Source organism: Massilia atriviolacea (genome assembly GCF_003953935.1).
Lineage (GTDB): Bacteria > Pseudomonadota > Gammaproteobacteria > Burkholderiales > Burkholderiaceae_D > Telluria_A > Telluria_A atriviolacea.
In genome coordinates, this window is the sequence record NZ_RXLQ01000017.1 from 1 (window position 1) to 16,365 (window position 16,365).

Below are 16,365 nucleotides of genomic sequence, written 5' to 3' on the forward strand. Positions count from 1 at the left end.
CGGCTCAAAAATCGATTAGATCAGCGTTTCCCTAGCATCTGAATGTGATGGTTCTCGATGAAATAAATGCACAAGCAGGTGACGAGAGCCAGCAGTACGCAAACCAAGGCAATCTTTTTAAACAGCGCGCGCAATGCCAGCTTGGTTTCAGGTGCCATCATGGGGCTTTTTCCGATCAGCTTTTGAGACGACGGGCAACGCCCGTCTCGCCCCCGTTTTCAGCCAGGTTCGTCACGCTACCCGGCCGATGCCGCCCGCGATGCGGGAAAAGAAATTTCATTCGCGTCGGCGTTATCCGTTCTTGTTGAATATTTTCCTGAACCGCCAAATACCCAGGCCATTCACCTTGTACTCATCCGTACTATTTTCAAAGAATGTCGGGCGCCCCATGCCGATGAAACCAGCCATCGAGTCATGAACATGATTGCCGAAAAACTCCTCCATCGCCGGAGTGATTTTTGAGTAGTCGATCAGGCTGGCCATGTGGTAAAGCTGTTGCAGGTTGCCATCGTTACGGTCCTGCGCCTCCAGCCCGGCAGCCTTGGCAAGCTTCCTCTGCATGTCCGCCGCATCGGTCAGCGAATATTTCGGGTCGTTCGGCCGTATCGGATATGCCGAAAATTTTCTTTGCAGGCGCGCGTTGAACGTTTCGCTGGTGATCGCGATGTACGATTTGTCGGCGGCGTTGGCGCGCACGTAAAAAGGCAGTTTGCTGTTGTCATTGCGGTACTTGAAGCGATAACTCAGGTAGGGAGCCATGTAGCTGCGGTGGACGTCTTCCACCGGCCCCGAGGTAATACCGGCGGACTTCATATACGCGTTAAAACTCCTGACAGTTTCCGTCGCCGGGGTCAGGTCGGCGCGCTGCCAGGTCGGCAATCTGCTCCACGAGTTCAGTGCCACCCCGGCCACCCGCGCGTCCTGATACATATTCGCACCCGGAATGATCGCGAGCGGGTCCGCCACCGTTGCTGAAATACCGACCGCGTTAGGCGCATAACCGCCGCCCAGATCGGAATGGGCGCCGGGATACATCACTTCGCGCGCATTCGGCGGATAGGCCTGTTCGATACGCACCGAATCGAGGGGAAATGCCGCCCGCACTTCGTGCCCCGCCACGAAATGAACACATTGTTCGATCGCCGGATGAATCTGCATATTGCCGTCCGCCCACGACTGATGGCCTTCCATCAGGAGATCTGGTAAAGAATTGGGAATCCCGACCGACGCCACGGTGTCGAAAATGCCGAGGAAGTCGAGCCGAAATGGAATCCCGCCAAGCTGCCAGCCACCGTCTTTGTACTCCAGCACCTCGAACAGCCAGTTACAGAACGCACGTGCTTCGGCCGCACCGCGCGAGAAACCGAAAACGGATAGCGTAATCAGTTCCAATTCGGGCTTCTTGTTCTTCAAGGCTTGCTTGAGTTTATCCTGCCATGTACGCAAGACCAGTCGCCGGTGTGCCGGTGGCGTGAACATCGATGCCATGTTGTTGGTGATGGTTTTGGACCTGGCATCATCCATCAGCTGCGTGTTGTTGACGTACAAGTGCGGCGCATTCAGCAGGCGCGTAAATGCCCAGATTACCCGGTTTTCGCCATTCCAGGCGAATGGGCCACCAAACATGGCAGCGTCATCGCCAATTTCCGGAAATGGCGTGCCGACACCCGGTATGTAAAACTTGAAAAAACCGGCGGCCGCATCGTCATTGTAGGCGTGATACAGCTTGACCACATTGCTGTGTTTTCGCGCCGCCTCTGCCGGCTTTTTAAAATCGTTGTCCCGGTTGTTGCCCGTTCCATCGAAAAAAATGCCGACAAAGATCTGGCCGGTGCAACTCGGCTTACTCGATTTCGCGATCTTGCAATTCATCGCCTTTGCCCGTTGCAAGGTTTCTTTGGCTGAGAGCGCGCGTAATCCGCCCGTAGGGAAAAGCTTGGGGGTGACTGTTGTCATGTTTATTCCTTCGGCGGACGGGGATAAGGATAGCCTGGATATCCCGCCATCTTTGTTGTTACAAGAACTTTAATCGAATCATCGGGATAAAAGTGCACCGCAAAAAAGCCGATATCGCTCGGTTCGTACCTGGGAACTTCGACGATTTTCTCTTTCCATACATCGGGATGCTGTTCGTCGTCGCGCCAGCGCACTGTCACTTGCAAGCCCTTGCGCCAGCGTTTTGGCAAACCGACACAGCAAACGAAGCCACCGCCACCGGCATGCGGTGTAATGTCGGCGCCAGCGGCGCCATTGACAAAAAAACCGATATGGTTGCTGGTGTAGTTCAAGCCGCACAACTCGATGTGAGTAATTTCCGGCTCACACGCGGTCAGAGAGAGCCCGACAACGACGAACAGGCACCAGCGCAGCCACACTTCATGAATACGCTTCATCGCCATACTCCCATCATGAGCTTGCTGCGGAGCGTCACGCACATGAGGCCCGGATTATTCAACGTCATCATCAACCAATTCACTCAATCGATCGATCAGGCGTCCGGACTCCCACTGCCTGCTGCGCATCAGGGCAAGCACGCCTTCGTCCGCTGCGGGATCCGTTCCTGTTGCAAGGAAAAAAACCGCGAGCGCCACGACATCGGGGAACGCATCGACCTGGTGGCGCCTGGCGAACCCGCAGATCCCCGCGATACGCCCATAAAAAAGCGCTCGGTCAGCCAGCGGGAGCAGTTCGATGTGATCGCCTGCGAGCACATTGATCACCGCGTCCGGCTCGCCTTTCTCTACCAGGAGGGCCACTTCCGCATGCGACAGCGTCAACGGCAGCGGAGCATCGGAACCGTCCTTCGGCAACGCCGCTGCGGCCAGATTCCCATGGCGGTCGACGTACAGCCACTCCTCGGCCGGGCAGCGCAAACCAGCCCAGGCTACCGGGGACAGGCATTCCGGCAATGAAGCAAGAATGCGGGTATCGGCGAATCGCAAAATGAACTCCTGCCCATCCTCTTCTTTGACCTCGACAAATTGTTGCAGATGCTGGCGCACCTGCGGCAGCGGGCTGCGGCTGCCGATAAAGCTGAGCATTGGCCGCTCGGCCCGATGCCTGGCCAGGGTAAAAATGTCGCGGCGCAAGTTGTCACCGGTTCCAAGGTTCACCAGAAAAGGTGAGGCTGACATCATTTCGAACATATTGCCGAAGTTAAAAATCGGAAAGCGCTCGCCGATGGCCAGCTGCTGCTTCGCGCCAAAGTCGAAGGCGCCATCGACCAGCGCCATCCAGTGCAAGTCCGGGCGTTGAGCAACACGTTCGGCAACACGAGCATGCACCAGCGCAGGGTCACATGAATCAAGTGCAAAATACATACGGTTTGGATTCCTATTTCACGTCCGGCGCGCTGTAAACCTGCGACGACGGCAGGTTGTTCACCTCCATGCCGACCGCATGCAACATGTTGCAGGCTGGGCTCTCGTCGCCGAGCTGCAGAAGCGGTCGCTCAGGCCGCTCACACGGCTGCCCGACGCGCAAGATTGGGCTACGGCGCAAGCGTGAGCGCCTTACTTCGCTTTTTTCGGTCAACATTGCATATCGTCCGAACGGCCGTTCCTGTCGAATGTTTTTCTGAATTTCATAATGCTCAAGCCATTAATAATAAGTTCGTTGATTACCATTTCCGATCCCCAATATCGGCCCCTGAGAGTCAAGCATGCCATCGAATCGGGATCCAACATCCATTCATCGGAACGACCTCACAATAATTTGCGCCTCACTCCCGCTAATTTGGCCGTGGATATGGGTAAACAGGATGAGTAGCGGTTTTATCGGTAACCAGCACCTTGATGGAACCGTCTGGGTAAAAATGAACGGAGAGGAATCCCAAATCTTGCTCGCCATATTCGGGCACCTCTACCGATATTTCTTTAAAGGTATCAAAATCATCTACATTATCGGACCATCTCACGTTCACCTGCATCCCTTTTCTCCAACGCAAAGGCACGCCGATACAGCAGGCAAATCCGCCACCACCATTAGCCCTTATTGATGCGGCGCGATACCCATTTACCGAGAATGCGGGCATCGGCTTATCCGTATAATTAGTCCAACTATCTGCATACTTGCCCCTTCAGGAGCACAAGCCACTAACGCTGCACCAAGGGAAATCAAGAAAAATTTTCGCAAATATGCAGCGCTAAAATTCATTCATTCCGCATCCAATAGCCGAGAAGGGTTGTGTATCAGATGTCGCTTTATCCCAGCCGCTCGCACATCGTTAATTTCAGTGCATCTAGTGGAATCCAGCTAGTGGAATCCAGATCATGCCCGGCAGAAAAACAAATCTGAGATGGATCGTCCATTATAAACTGCGCCTAAATTAATCTCCGCGCATGTATGCAGTTTCTAACCCTCGTCTCGTCGACTTAAGCACTGCCTTCCGGCGGCCGACCCGACACCCATCAAGCCTGGGCTGGCCTTGATTTTCCTTGATACTGCAGCTTGGACAGCATGTAGATCACATAGAGCCCGGCACCCTACTTCAAGGCAAGCGCGCTGCCAGACTGCATTGCCTTGAGCATGCACTCAACACACACTTCGCGCGGCATTTTCGGCAGCGGATACGACCCGCCCCCCGGCCCGTCGAAGGTCTTGATCCCCGCCTTGACCAGAATCGTCCCCGGGCAACCGATCGCAATGTTCCCGCCCGAAATCGTGATATTCGCCCCGCCCGCGGTCGACAGGCTGATGCTGGTCGGCGAAGCCCAGTCGATGTGCGCGTTGGTACTCAACACGTCCACATCGGCCAGCGCCTGGATCTTGATGGTGTCCGACTGGGCCTGGATGTCGAGCATGCCCTTGCCCGCGATCAGTTGCAGGCCCATATTGTCCGCGCCCGGCTCAACCGCGCCGCCCAGCATGCCGATCGTTTGCCGGCTGTGGATGCGCAACTGGCCTTCGGTCACGAACTGGCTGTCCTGGCCGCTCATCACGGTGATCGTTTCGCCGCTGTTGAACTGCAGATGGCTGCTCGCATTCACGCCCAGGCCGCCGCGCGCCGCGATCGCGATCACCGGATCGGTCTCGTGCGGCAGCTTGTCGGCGTCCGGCCTGGTCACCTTGGCGGCGGCATCGTCGCGCGCAGCGTTCAGGCTGGCATTGCTGACCATGCCCGAGACCGCCTTGAGGATGGCCTTGAGCGGCGCCGCGTCCTCGTCCAGCACGCTCTCGTCCTTGCGCACCGGTCCCTGGTGCGCGCCGAATTCCACCGTCTTGTGCTCCCTGGCCGCCTTGCTGAAGGTTTCGCCCAGCAAGACCGCGTGCTTGAGCATGGCGATGCCGGCACTGTTGTCGCCGGCCGGGTCGCGTGCATCGGCCGCGTGCGCCAGGCGGTAGCTCGACACCAGCAAACCGGCGCCGCCGCGTACCGCGCCATAGGCGTCGGTGCGCAATTCGGCGCCGACCCCGCGCAGGCTGCCACGGAAATTGTCGGCGTTGTGGATCAGGTGCCCCAGGGTCAGTTCGGTGCCGGCATGGCTGGCCTTGAGCTGCACCCGGCCTTGCGCGTCGGTATCGTCGAACAGCAGCTGGTTATAGCCGCTGCCGCCGAATTCCTTGCTGCGCACGCCCCACTGGGCCGCACTGTTGCGGTGCCCGGCGCTGGTGGTCGAGGCGCCGTGCCAGAGCGGGCTGTTGCCGCCGGCCAGGTTGCCCTGGTCCGAGGTGGCGTGGTCGTGCGCCGGCTCGAAGCGCCCCTTGGCCTCGTCGGCGTCGCGCCGCCCGCCCGGGGTCGGCACGATCCCGCCTTCGCCCTGGCCGTTGTACAGCGCGCCCACGATCAGCGGGCGGTCGATATCGTTTTCGATGAACTGAACCAGCACTTCCTGCCCGATGCGCGGCAGGAACTGGCTGCCCATGCCGCCCACGGCCGAGCGCTGCGCCACCCGCACCCAGCAATTGGCGCCGGCGTCTTCCTGCCAGTGGTAGCGGATCCGCACGCGGCCGTACTGGTCGCAGTACAGCTCGTCGGCGCCCTGCGGGCTGGACGAGCCGTCCGGGCCGATCACGATGGCGCTCTGGGCGCCCTGGGCGGTCGGCTTGGGATGGGTGCGGCCGTCGCTGCCGGCCAGTTGCGGTCGCCAGACGACCTCGCTGGCGAGCGCTTCGAAGCAGTTCGCGTAGCCCGATTTGCGCGCTTCGGCAAGCACCAGCGCAAAGTCCTCGGGATCGAGCCGCACCGACTCCTGCAGCAGTTCGGGAATCGGGCCGAACAGTTCAGCCAGCGCCTGCACCGCCGGCGACGGCAGGTTGTTCACGCCCACGCTGACCACGCGCAGCATGGTGTAGGCCGGGCTCTCGGCGCCCTGCTGGAGCGGGCCGTTGAGGATGGTCATGCGGGTGCCGGCGCGCAGGGTGCGCACGGTCGAGCGGCCGCGCCACAACTGGCTGCGCGCTTCGCGCGCCTGCATCTGCAAGGTGGCGTAACGCCGCGCCTGTTCCAGATTGGTGTAGGAATACTGGCCGGGAATGTCGTAGCTTTCCAGGGCCGGCAGTTTGCTGCCGCTGAACAGCTTCGACGGCACGCTCGCGCTGACCGCGCGCTTGGCCTTGTAATCGTAGCTGAGCACAGTCGAGAGCGAGACCGCCACCCTGCGTTGCGCCTGCAGCGCCTGCACCGTGTCGTCCTGCTCGCGCGCGCGCGCGCCATGGAAGCGCACGCCATGGCCGGCTGCGCTTTGCTGGTCGTCGGGCACCGCGCTCAGCTGGGTACTGTCGGCAAACAGCACCATGCATGGGCCATCACCGGTCTGTTCGAAGCGCCAGCTCAAGCCTTCTTCGCCGAGCAGGCGCTCGACGAAGGCCAGGTCGGTTTCGCGGTACTGGCAGCAGTAGCTGCGCGGGACGGCCTGCGCCATCCAGGGCGCGCTCTCCTCGCTCCAGCGCCAGCGCGCCGCCGGCACATAGGCCTCGAAGACGGCGTCGACGATCTCGATCACGCTCTTGTCTTGCCACACGCGGCTGTTGCGCACCTGGCTCAGGCGGAACATCCACGGCGACATGCGCACGCGGTAGCGCGCCAGTCCGCCTTCGCTGCCGAGCATGGCCGCTTCGCTGATCTCGCCGGCGAACACGGTGCGGCTGCCGTCGGCCAGGGTGACGTCCAGCTTGGCCGCCTGCCCCAGCAGCAGCGCCAGGTCCAGGTGGGCGTCGGTCGAGACCACGATGATGTCGCGCCCGCCGATGCCCTGCAGCGCATCGTCGGCGCAAAAGGCTTCGACCAGCAGGCCGCCCGAGCCGAGGTCGGCCTTGCCGTCGCCGATGGTCAGGCCGTACAGCCGGGTGTCGCTGGAAAACAGGGCCAGGGTCGCGCTTGCCTTTTGCAGCAGCGCGGAACGGTCGATGAGCGCCATGTCAGTATCCGATCCGCTGGCAGCGCGCGCGCGCGGGAACGTCAACGCCGCAACTGCGCCCGAGGCGCGTTCTGGAAATCGGATGGATCGTGAAACGCATGGTCTTCCTTACAAATCAGTACGGCCCGGCCGGCCTTGAGGGCAAGCAATTTTGTCAAAATAACACGTCATGATACGCTAGTTTACGGTTTTCACAACCTTGGCCGGGGTCCGGCAGCCACACGCCCCGCACCCGGCCAGGCAAACCGGCCGCCGCTGAACGCGCAACGCGGGCAGGCCTCAGTCGGCCACCTTGGCGGGGAGGCGCGCCTTGCACTCGGCCTCATTTTTGGCACTGCCCGCGCACAGCCTGACCCGGCACTGCTCGGCCTCGGCGGCGTTGAGCTGGCGGCACTGCCTGAGCGACGTCGGCGCGGCGCCAGTGCTGGCGGCCTTGGCCTCCTTGCCCTCCTTGCCTTCGCGCTCCTGCGAGTGGGCCTTGAGCGCCGCCAGCAGGCTGGCATCGTCGGCCTTGGGATCGGGCTTGGCCTCGGGCTTGGCCTCGGCCTTGGGCTTGGCCCCGGCTGCGGCCTTGGCCTCGGGCCTGGATTTCGGATCGGGCTTGCCCGCCGCTTTCGCCGGCGCCTTCGGCGCGCCCTCCCTGGCGCCGGTCCTGGCCTGCGCGGGCGCCTTTTTCTCGCCCGCCTTCGCCGCTGCGACAGGCGCGGCGGCGCGCGCCCTGGCCGCGACCGGCTTGGACTCGGCCGGCGCGCCGGCCAGCAGCTTGGTCAATTCTTCTTCGGACGACTTGGGATCGGACGACTTGGGATCGGACGACTTGGGATCGGACGACTTCGGATCGGCCGCCGACGGCGCGTCCAGCATGTCCTTGAGCGAGGGATCCTTCTCCGGCGCCGACGCTGCCGGCACGGCAACCTGGGCGAGAATCGCGTCGGCCGGCACATCCGGCTCGGCCGCCGCGACCGCCGCGACCGCCGCAACCGGCGCGGCCGGCTTGACATCGTTGGCCGCAAGAACCGGCGCCGCCGTCTCCGGGGGAGCGGCGCGCAGCGCCGTGGCGTCCGTGTTTCCGCTATCCATCGCCAGCCACACGCCGACGCCGACGCACAGGGCGGCCACCGCAGCGGCCCCGGCCATCAAGCCGGTCTTGCTGCGTTTGGCCTGGCTCGCGCGCAGGGTGGTTTGTTCGGCCGCTTCGGCCGCCTGGCGTGCTTCGGCGCTTGCGCGCGCCGCCTCCGCTTGTTGCTCTGTAGAAAGTAAACTGGGCCGGCCTGAGGCAGGTGCCGGCTTGTCGTCACGATGTTGCAATGGGCGCTCCTTGTTGATTTCTACATAACTTTACGCTATTCAAAAAAAACGTGAAGCTTTTTTAACATGTCAACAGTGCGTTTACTCACACAAGTGCGTGCAAAAGAGTAGCGAAGCATTTATCAAATTGCTAGAACAGTAAGATATACTTCCAAGCAATCCTTTATGTCAGTATCGCACTTTTTGTTCTCAATGTCTCGATGAGGTTCCCGTGCTGTTCCTAGCAGTCGCCCTGTACTTCCTGCTCGCTTGCCTGATCAGCTTCCTGGTGCTGTTTCCGGCCGGCCGCGCCTTTGCGCTCGCGATGCTGGCGCGCGTGCATGCGCGCGTACGCGGCTGGTTCGGACAGGTATCGCGCGCCAAAGGGCAAAGTGTTGCGGCGATACGACAAACAAGTGGCAATTCGGCACGCGAAGCCAGCCAGTTTTTGCGCCGCCACTACCTGCTGGTGAGCGGCGCCCTGGTGCTGTTGTCGGTACCGCCGCTGGTGGCCGTGTTCAGCGGCGGCGGCACCCTGAGCGCTTACGAAGAATCGAGCCGGCAAATGGATACCCAGGTCGCCGGCCTGCTGGAAGGCGAAAACCTGGTGCCGCCGGCGCCCTTGCCGCCGATGCTGTTCGCCACCGTCGAAGTGGAGCAGGAACGCCCGATGATCGTCTCGGCCAGCCGCGACTGGACCCTGATGCACCCGGAGTACACGCAGCGCTTGCTGCAAGCGTTTAAAATAATGAAAGAACGGCACGGTTACGATATGGCCATCCTGGAAGGCTACCGCAGTCCGGAGCGCCAGAACAAGCTGGCCGCGATGGGCTCGTCCGTGACCAACGCGGCCGCCTTCCAGAGCTGGCACCAGTACGGGCTGGCGGCGGACTGCGCATTCGTACGAAACGGTAAAATTGTCATTTCAGAAAAAGATCCCTGGGCCATGCGCGGCTACGAGCTGTACGGCGAAGTGGCCGAATCGCTCGGCCTGACCTGGGGCGGACGCTGGAAGATGATGGACTTCGGACATACCGAACTGCGCCTGCCCGGCGTCATGAAGCGCCGCTGAGGGGCCCGGCAGGCAAGCATCGCCGGCGCGCCGGCGTTCAACGAACAAAGTGTGAACAAACAAAGTTGGAGATAGTGTGGGAAAACCGTTTATCCGTAAGAAAGACACGCACACCCATGGTGGCAAAGTCATCGAAGGCGCCCCGGCCAGCTTCGTGCTGGGCCTGCCGATCGCGCGCAAATTCGACAAGATCACCTGCCCCATCCACGGCGACGGCTATATCGCCACCGGCGACGACAGCCTGATCGTGGACGGGCGCCCGGTGGCGCGCTTCGGCGACAAGACCAGTTGCGGCGCCAAGCTCATCCCGAGCCAGTCGATCACGGTGGACTTGCTCTGATGGCGCAGGTTTTCTTCGTCCAGCCGGCGGCGCGCGCCTGATGCGCACCGCCTTCAAGCGTTCCCTGCTGGTTCTGCTGGTGTTCGGCCTGACCTGGGCCGGCGCCATCCTGTACTGGCGCGACAGCAGCCGCGCACCCGACAGCGGCGACCTGCTGCTGTACCTGCTGGTGCTGCCGCTCACCATCCTGCTGCTGCTCTGGCTCGGCGTGTTTTTGATCGGCATGCTGGCCGCCGCTCCGGCCGTGGCCGTGGCGGCCGACGCCCCGCCGCCCGCGCCACCGCCGCCGCCGGCTCCCCTGCCGCCGCTGGGCGTGCTGGCGAGCGCGCTGAACCTGCCTTTCGGCGCCTCCGCGGCCGAACTGGGCGAGGCGCTGGCCGAGCAGAAAATCCGTCCCGCGCTGGACAAGGAGCTGGTCGACGACGACGGCTTTCCGGTGATGAGCGCGCGCGTGGAAGGCGCCGACGACCCCGCCGTGCAGGACGACATGCAGGCCTGGCTGCCCGACAACGGCTTTCCCGCGCTCGAGTACAACGAGGAGCAATGGCGCGCCCTGACCCTGGCCACCGGCGTGGTGCGCGAGCTGGCCGGGCATCTGCTGGCCCACCCCGCCCTGGCCAAGGGCGCCACCGTGCCGCTCCCGACCCTGCAGTTGCTGATGCTGTGGCAGGCCGGCTGGCACCAGGACCAGCGCGGCGCCGCCGCCCTGTGGCTGGCGCGGCAGGTGGCGCGCTGCGGCTGGCCGCGCGAACACATCGCGCTCGACCCGGAACTGGCGGGCGATCCTTCCGTGGCGACCCCGGCCGCGCTGGTGCAGCGCCTGGCGCGCCAGAGCGCCGACGGCAAGCCGGTACTGGCCCTGGTCGTGGCCTGCGCCTCGCACATCGGCGAAGCCAGCGTGGCGCGCTGGGCCGGCCAGAATACCCTGCTGACCGCGAAACAGGGCCAGGGCCGCTTGCCCGGCGAAGGCGCGGCCGCCCTGCTGCTGGCCGACCCGGCCCAGGCCGCCCTGATCGACGACAAGCCACCGGTCCAGCTGCTCAGCGCCGAAGGCCAGCGCGAGGCGTCGGCCGACAGCGCCAAACGCGCCGATGCCGCCGTGCTGCGCGTCCTGGCCGAGCAAGTGCTGGCGCGCGCCGCCAGCCCGGCCGCCGAGGTCAAGCTGATCGTGGCCGACACCGGCAACCGCAGCACGCGCGTCATGGAAGCGATGAGCCTGGCGGGCGGCTTGCTGCCGGAGCTCGACGGCGACGACGAGCTGCTTCAGGTCGGCAGCGCCAGCGGCACCTGCGGCGCGGTGCCCTTCGTGGCGGCGCTGGCGGTGGCCGCGCAGCAGGCCGCGAAACTGAACGCCCCTGTACTATGCCTGAGCAATGAAGATCCTTTCCGTCGCTGCGCCGCCCTGGTCCGGCCCGCGACGGTCCTGTCGTAACCGTTTTCTCAACTGAGTTTTTGATAATGATGCAATCAATCTGGCAGTTCCTGACGAGCCGTCGCACCCTGATCGTCGTGGGGTGGTTGGCGTTTGCCGCCATCTTGCTGATCGGGGCGGCGGTGTTCGAGATTCCCATCGAGTACGCGCTCGCCGTGCTCGGGGTGGCCCTGTTCTTCGGCTTCCTGGTCTGGCTGTGGCGCCGCCACAAGCGCCAGCAGGCGGCCGGCAACCTGGGCGAGATGCTGGAACAGCAGGTGAACGCGGCCGGACGCGCCGACCCGGCCCAGCGCCAGGAACACGAGACCATCAAGAAACGCATGCTCGATGCGATCGCCACCATCAAGGGCTCCAAGCTGGGCCAGCTGTCGGGCGACGCGGCGCTGTACGAATTGCCGTGGTATATGATCATCGGCAATCCGGCGGCCGGCAAAAGTACCGCCATCGCCAGTTCCGGCCTCCAGTTTCCCTTTGCCGACAGCAAGATCGTCCAGGGCGTCGGCGGCACCCGCAACTGCGACTGGTTCTTCACCACCGACGGCATCCTGCTCGACACGGCCGGGCGCTATTCGGTGGTCGACGAAGACCGCACCGAATGGTTCGGCTTCCTGTCGCTGCTGAAAAAATACCGCAAGAAAGCCCCGATCAACGGCATCATCATTGCGGTGAGCGTGGCCGAACTGACCGGCAACCGTCCCGAATTCGCCATCAACCTGGCCAAGAACCTGCGCATGCGGGTGCAGGAACTGACCGAGCGCCTCGAAGTGCACGCCCCGGTGTACGTGGTGTTTACCAAGGCCGACCTGATCGCCGGCTTTAACGAATTCTTCCAGGATACCGAACGCGCCGAGCGCGACCGCGTGTGGGGCGCCACCCTGCCCTACAGCCACGCCACCGGCAGCGAAAAAGCCCTGGCCCAGTTCGACGCCCGCTTCGACGAGCTGTACGACGGCCTGAAAGACATGAGCGCGGCCAATATGGCACTGCAATGGCGCGAACGCATGCCGCCCGGCGTGTTTACCTTCCCGCTCGAGTTTTCCACCATCAAGCAGCCGCTGCGCACCTTCATCGCCACCCTGTTCGAGGAAAACCCGTTCCAGTTCAAGCCGGTGTTCCGCGGCTTTTACTTCACCAGCGCGCTGCAGGAAGGCGAATCGATTTCGGCCTCCTCCCAGCACGTGGCGCAATTGTTCGACATCAAGCTGCAACCGCAGCACCATGCCGAAACCCAGACCCAGAGCGGTTTCTTCCTGCTCAACCTGTTCCGCAACGTGATCTTCGCCGACAAGGACCTGGTCGCCCAGTACGCCAGCCCGACCAAGACCCGCATGCGCTACGCCGCCTTCTTCCTGGCCACCGCGATGGTCGGCCTGACCCTGGGCGGCTGGAGCTGGTCCTACATGAGCAACCGCAAGCTGGTCGACAACGTCCAGGCCGACCTCGACCAGGTGGTCAAGATCCAGTCCAACAAGATCGACCTGCAATCGCGCTTCGAAGCGCTGCAGATCCTGCAGGACCGCATCGAACAGCTGGAACGCTACCGCGAAGACCGTCCGCTCTCGCTCAGCCTGGGCCTGTACCAGGGCGAGATGCTCGACCGCAAGCTGCGTGAAGAATACTTCAACGGCGTGCGCGAGATCATGCTCAAACCGGTGGCTAGCTCGCTGGAAACCTTCCTGACCGAAGTCAACGCGAATGCCGGCCAGCTGCAGGGCAACGTCAAGCCGGCCGCGCCCGACGCCCCGGGCGGCGGCGCCCCGGCCAAGCCGGCCGACGGCAGCGCCCCGGCGGCCGCGGCCGCCGTCGCCGCCACGGCGCCGGTCAGCACCCAGTTCAAGGATGCCTCCGCCAGCAGCACCGAAGACGGCTACAACGCGCTCAAGACTTACCTGATGCTGGCCGATAAATCGCGCTTCGAAGGCGGCCACCTGAACGACCAGCTGACCCGCTTCTGGCGCGGCTGGCTCGACGCCAACCGCGGCGCCATGCCGCGCGAGCAGATGATCCGCAGCGCCGAACGCACCATCGCCTTCTACCTGGCGCAGATGGAAGACGTGTCCTGGCCGCAGATCGAGAACAAGCTGGCCCTGGTCGACCAGACCCGCGACACCCTGCGCCTGGTGGTGCGCGGCATGCCGGCGCGCGAACGCGTGTATGCCGACGTCAAGGCGCGCGCCGCCACCCGCTTCCCGTCGATGACGGTGGGCCGCATCGTCGGCGACCAGGACAAGGAACTGGTGCTGGGCAGCTACGCGGTGCCGGGCAGCTTCACGCGCGAAGCCTGGGAAGGCTATGTGCAGGCCGCCTTCAAGGATGCCGCCAACAAGGAACTGCAAAGCGCCGACTGGGTGCTGCGCACCGCCTCGACCAACGACCTGACCCTGGAAGGCAGCCCGGAACAGATCCAGAAGGCGCTGGTCGAGATGTACAAGAACGATTACGCCAAGGAATGGCAGAAGTTCGTGCAGGGCGTCACCATCCGCGACCTGAACGGATTCGAAGCCGCCGTGGCCGCCATGAACCGCCTGGGCGACCCGCAAACCTCGCCGATCCACAAGCTGATCAGCACCGTGGCCGAGCAGACCTCGTGGGATAACCCGACCCTGGCCGACGCCGGCATCGCCAGCGCCAAGCGCGACCTGATGACCTGGTTCCGCGAAGTGGTGCTGCGCCGCAAGCCGTCGCAGATCAACGTCAGCACGCCGGCCAACCCGAACGCCGTCAATCCGGCCAACCTGCCGCTCGGCCCGGTCGGACGCGAGTTCTCCGGCGTGGCGCGGCTGGTGGTGGTCAAGGACAAGGATGCCTCGCTGATGCGCGGCTACATGGAACACCTGTCGAAACTGCGCAGCCGCTTCAACACCATCAAGAACCAGGGCGACCCGGGCCCGGGCGCCAAGCAGCTGATGCAGCAGACCCTCGACGGCAGCGGTTCGGAACTGGCCGAGGCGCTCAAGTATGTGGACGAGCAGATGCTGACCGGCATGAGCGACATCCAGAAGCAGGCCATCCGTCCGATCCTGGTGCGTCCGCTGATGCAGACCTTCGCCGTGATCGTGCGTCCGACCGAAGCCGAGATCGACAAGGTGTGGGCGGCCCAGGTGCTGCAACCGTTCCGCCAGAACCTGGCCGCCAAGTATCCGTTCTCGTCCGACGCGCGCGCCGCCGAAGCGACCAACGAAGAAATCGGCCTCGTGTTCGGCCCTTCCGGCGCGGTCGCCAAGTTCTTCGACACCACCATCGGCCCGCTGGTCGTGCGCCGTGGCGACGTGGTCGCGGCCCGCACCTGGGCCAACATGGGCATCGGCCTGTCGCCGTCGGCGGTATCGAGCTTCCCGAGCTGGATCGCGCCGCTGTCGGCCGGCGGCGTGGCCAACGCCACCGCGGCCAGCAGCGCCAGCACCGAAGCCCAGACCCAGTTCGAGCTGCAGGCCCTGGGCGCCACCGGCGCCTCCGAATTCACCATCGAAATCGATGGCCAGTCGCTGCGCTGGAAAGGCCAGCCGCAGCCGTACGTGCGCATGGTCTGGCCGAATCCGGGCGGGACCCCGGGCTCGCGCATTACCGCCATCACGCCGCAGGGCCAGACGGTGGTGCTGCTCAACGAACAGGGCCGCTTCGGCCTGCGCAAGATGGTCGAATCGGCCCAGCGCAAGCGCAAGGATGACGGCGCCTTCGAACTGAGCTGGGAAAACGCCGGCGTCAAGGTCAGCGCCAACCTGAAGATCATCCCGGGCGCCCCGGCGCCACGTCCGGCGCCGGCGGCGGCGCCGCAGTCGCGCGGCTTCAAGGGCCTGCGCCTGCCCGACTCGATCATCAGTTCGACCCTGCCGCCGGCCGCGCCGGCGCCCGCCACGGCCGCTGCCGGCGCGGCCGGAGCGCAGCCATGACGCGCGCCGCCACCCCGACCCCGGTCGGCTACTTCGGCAAGATTCCCAGCCGGGGCGACTTCGTCAAGGGCAGCGACAGCCCGGCCCTGATCAAGGTGCTGGACGACTGGCTGGCCCAGGCCATGGACCTGATGAGCGCCGACGCCCGCTGGAAGCTCAGCTACGACGCGGTCGCGCCGCTGCACTTCGCCTTCGTCGGCCCGCGCCGCAGGAACGCCATCGCCGGCCACATCGTGGCCAGCAGCGACCAGTCGAACCGGCGCTTTCCGTTCCTGATGATGAGCGCGATGGAAGTGCCCGACCCGGCCACCTTCGTGCCGGACGCGCCGCTGGTGCTGAGCCGCCTGTGGAACCGGCTGGAGTCGCTCAGCGCCGGCGTGATCGGCGCCGCCGATGCCGCCGCCCCGCTGCAGGCGGCCGCCACCCACATGATCGACGTCGACCTGCGCGCGTCGGCCTACGAAGCGGCTTTCGAAGACTTCCTCGACATGCAGACCGTCGGCGCGCTCGACGCCCTGCTCGGCCAGGCCGGCTACGACTGCTCGGCGCGCCAGGTCCTGCTGGCGATCGGCATGCTGATGCAGCCGGTCATGGCCAGCAGTTCCAGCCGCCTGGAAAAAAGCCTGGTGCTGCCGCTGCCGGTCGACCCGATGTACCGCAATCTGGTGGCGGCCTTCTGGATGCACCTGATCAGCCCTTTCCTGGCGCGCGCCGACTTCGAGCTGGCCCTGTTCGTGGCGCGCATCAATGCCCGTCCGGCGCTGGTGATCGGCTTTTCCGGCGCCTCGCCGCAGACCCTGCAGGCGATCATGGACCCGACCGCGGGCCTGGAACGCCACATCACGTTCGACCAGCTCGACTGGGTCGAGGAACAGACCGACACCGATTACGCGGTCAAGAAACTGTCCACCTATCTGGCGCAAGCCAATTTGTCACTCAAATCCGCGCTGGAATCCTTGCGCGCGGCGTTTATCGGATCCTAGAAC

Annotated in this window: 11 protein-coding genes and 1 pseudogene; 5 read left to right on the forward strand and 7 right to left on the reverse strand. The window is 64.0% G+C overall.

The window, feature by feature from the left end; genetic code table 11:
• Positions 1-20: 20 nt before the first annotated feature.
• The 7 genes and pseudogenes from EJB06_RS32065 to EJB06_RS25070 all read right to left on the reverse strand — a co-directional run bounded on the left by EJB06_RS32065 (position 21) and on the right by EJB06_RS25070 (position 8,666).
• Positions 21-161 carry a hypothetical protein gene (locus tag EJB06_RS32065; protein WP_164558037.1) on the reverse strand — a complete coding sequence of 47 codons (141 nt, stop codon included), beginning with the start codon at positions 159-161 and terminating at the stop codon, positions 21-23.
• 130 nt (positions 162-291) lie between these two features.
• Entirely contained in the window at positions 292-1,956 is a 1,665-nt protein-coding gene (locus EJB06_RS25045; RefSeq protein WP_126076758.1) for a T6SS phospholipase effector Tle1-like catalytic domain-containing protein, read from the reverse strand.
• Between the two features lie 2 nt (positions 1,957-1,958).
• Positions 1,959-2,393: a DUF3304 domain-containing protein gene (locus EJB06_RS25050; protein ID WP_164558038.1), complete on the reverse strand. Its 435-nt coding sequence runs from the start codon at positions 2,391-2,393 to the stop codon at positions 1,959-1,961.
• A 54-nt stretch (positions 2,394-2,447) separates the two neighbouring features.
• Complete coding sequence (locus EJB06_RS25055) at positions 2,448-3,320, reverse strand: DUF4123 domain-containing protein (protein WP_126076760.1); 873 nt, start codon at positions 3,318-3,320, stop codon at positions 2,448-2,450.
• Positions 3,321-3,730: 410 nt separating this feature from the next.
• Positions 3,731-4,039 (reverse strand): annotated as a pseudogene (locus EJB06_RS25060) (DUF3304 domain-containing protein); the annotation flags it as partial.
• 445 nt (positions 4,040-4,484) lie between these two features.
• A complete protein-coding gene (locus EJB06_RS25065; protein ID WP_126076762.1) occupies positions 4,485-7,358 on the reverse strand; it encodes a type VI secretion system Vgr family protein in 2,874 nt (957 codons plus the stop codon).
• A gap of 279 nt (positions 7,359-7,637) precedes the next feature.
• Entirely contained in the window at positions 7,638-8,666 is a 1,029-nt protein-coding gene (locus EJB06_RS25070; protein ID WP_126076763.1) for a hypothetical protein, read from the reverse strand.
• Between the two features lie 211 nt (positions 8,667-8,877).
• Here EJB06_RS25070 and EJB06_RS25075 point away from each other — a divergent pair, with 211 nt between their 5' ends.
• The 5 genes from EJB06_RS25075 (at position 8,878) to tagF (ending at position 16,362) form a co-directional block, all read left to right on the forward strand.
• Positions 8,878-9,717: a M15 family metallopeptidase gene (locus EJB06_RS25075; protein WP_198420914.1), complete on the forward strand. Its 840-nt coding sequence runs from the start codon at positions 8,878-8,880 to the stop codon at positions 9,715-9,717.
• Positions 9,718-9,793: 76 nt separating this feature from the next.
• Complete coding sequence (locus EJB06_RS25080; RefSeq protein ID WP_126076764.1) at positions 9,794-10,057, forward strand: PAAR domain-containing protein; 264 nt, start codon at positions 9,794-9,796, stop codon at positions 10,055-10,057.
• Between the two features lie 40 nt (positions 10,058-10,097).
• Positions 10,098-11,489, forward strand: a complete 1,392-nt coding sequence (locus EJB06_RS25085; RefSeq protein WP_126076765.1) for a hypothetical protein — start codon at positions 10,098-10,100, stop codon at positions 11,487-11,489.
• A 29-nt stretch (positions 11,490-11,518) separates the two neighbouring features.
• Positions 11,519-15,379 (forward strand): type VI secretion system membrane subunit TssM, encoded by a 3,861-nt coding sequence (gene tssM / locus EJB06_RS25090; protein ID WP_126076873.1) that lies wholly within the window; start codon positions 11,519-11,521, stop codon positions 15,377-15,379.
• Positions 15,376-16,362 (forward strand): type VI secretion system-associated protein TagF, encoded by a 987-nt coding sequence (gene tagF / locus EJB06_RS25095; RefSeq protein ID WP_126076766.1) that lies wholly within the window; start codon positions 15,376-15,378, stop codon positions 16,360-16,362. Before tssM ends, tagF begins: the two co-directional genes overlap by 4 nt.
• Positions 16,363-16,365 lie beyond the last annotated feature (3 nt).

Bases quoted from the DNA above. Each gene is read 5' to 3' on its own strand.
- EJB06_RS32065 (WP_164558037.1), bottom strand. From the start codon at position 161: ATGATGGCACCTGAAACCAAGCTGGCATTGCGCGCGCTGTTTAAAAAG.
- EJB06_RS25045 (WP_126076758.1), bottom strand. From the start codon at position 1,956: ATGACAACAGTCACCCCCAAGCTTTTCCCTACGGGCGGATTACGCGCG.
- EJB06_RS25050 (WP_164558038.1), bottom strand. From the start codon at position 2,393: ATGAAGCGTATTCATGAAGTGTGGCTGCGCTGGTGCCTGTTCGTCGTT.
- EJB06_RS25055 (WP_126076760.1), bottom strand. From the start codon at position 3,320: ATGTATTTTGCACTTGATTCATGTGACCCTGCGCTGGTGCATGCTCGT.
- EJB06_RS25065 (WP_126076762.1), bottom strand. From the start codon at position 7,358: ATGGCGCTCATCGACCGTTCCGCGCTGCTGCAAAAGGCAAGCGCGACC.
- EJB06_RS25085 (WP_126076765.1), top strand. From the start codon at position 10,098: ATGCGCACCGCCTTCAAGCGTTCCCTGCTGGTTCTGCTGGTGTTCGGC.
- tssM (WP_126076873.1), top strand. From the start codon at position 11,519: ATGCAATCAATCTGGCAGTTCCTGACGAGCCGTCGCACCCTGATCGTC.
- tagF (WP_126076766.1), top strand. From the start codon at position 15,376: ATGACGCGCGCCGCCACCCCGACCCCGGTCGGCTACTTCGGCAAGATT.